Genomic DNA, 598 nt, shown 5'->3' with positions numbered 1-598 from the left:
AATCGTCACAACAAGAACCCAGCTAAAGACAACCCCAGTACAATTAACTATTGCTATGATAATGAAGTAAAACCAAATGCTCGCTTACAGTATCAGCTGTCTGAGCCGCAAACTATTGATTGTATGCTGACCGAGCTTGCTTCATACCAACAAAACCCTCTAACCGCACGCCAGCAATACTTTGCTTATAAAGCCCAAGCTTGGCTAAACTACGCTTCTTATGAGAACAGTATAAAAAGCCACTCATCTGCTGGCAGACAAGCATTAGAAGCTGCCGCTACTATTTTACAAAAGCTACAAAGTAATGCCGATGAGGAGCTACGTTTAACAACTGATATTCCATCGACATCTGCTTTGATGAGGCCTGATCTGTGGGCAATAATAAGTGCCTTGAAAGGTAGCGCTTCAACAAACAGTGATAACAAAATCATTGCTCCACGTGAGTTAGCATTTAGTGAAGTCGCTCTCATTTGGGCAGCAGCTGATCAATGTGCGCATGGTAGACGTGAGTCTGGTACGCATTTTCGGATGGCTGAGCGTTGGTTAGAGCAGGCACGTGAAGCCTACGTTAACGCTCATGATTCAAAGACCAACGTAG

At 44.0% G+C, this 598-nt stretch carries 1 protein-coding gene; it reads left to right on the top strand.

Features of this window, described 5'->3' with window-relative positions; translation table 11 throughout:
- A partial coding sequence (locus ACS8FD_RS22565; protein WP_439277503.1) for a hypothetical protein occupies positions 1-598 on the top strand: 598 nt, incomplete at both ends.

The organism is Psychrobacter sp. 1U2, from assembly GCF_051847575.1.
The sequence above is the reverse complement of the archived record's forward strand: the minus strand, read 5'-3'. Positions and strand labels throughout refer to the sequence as shown.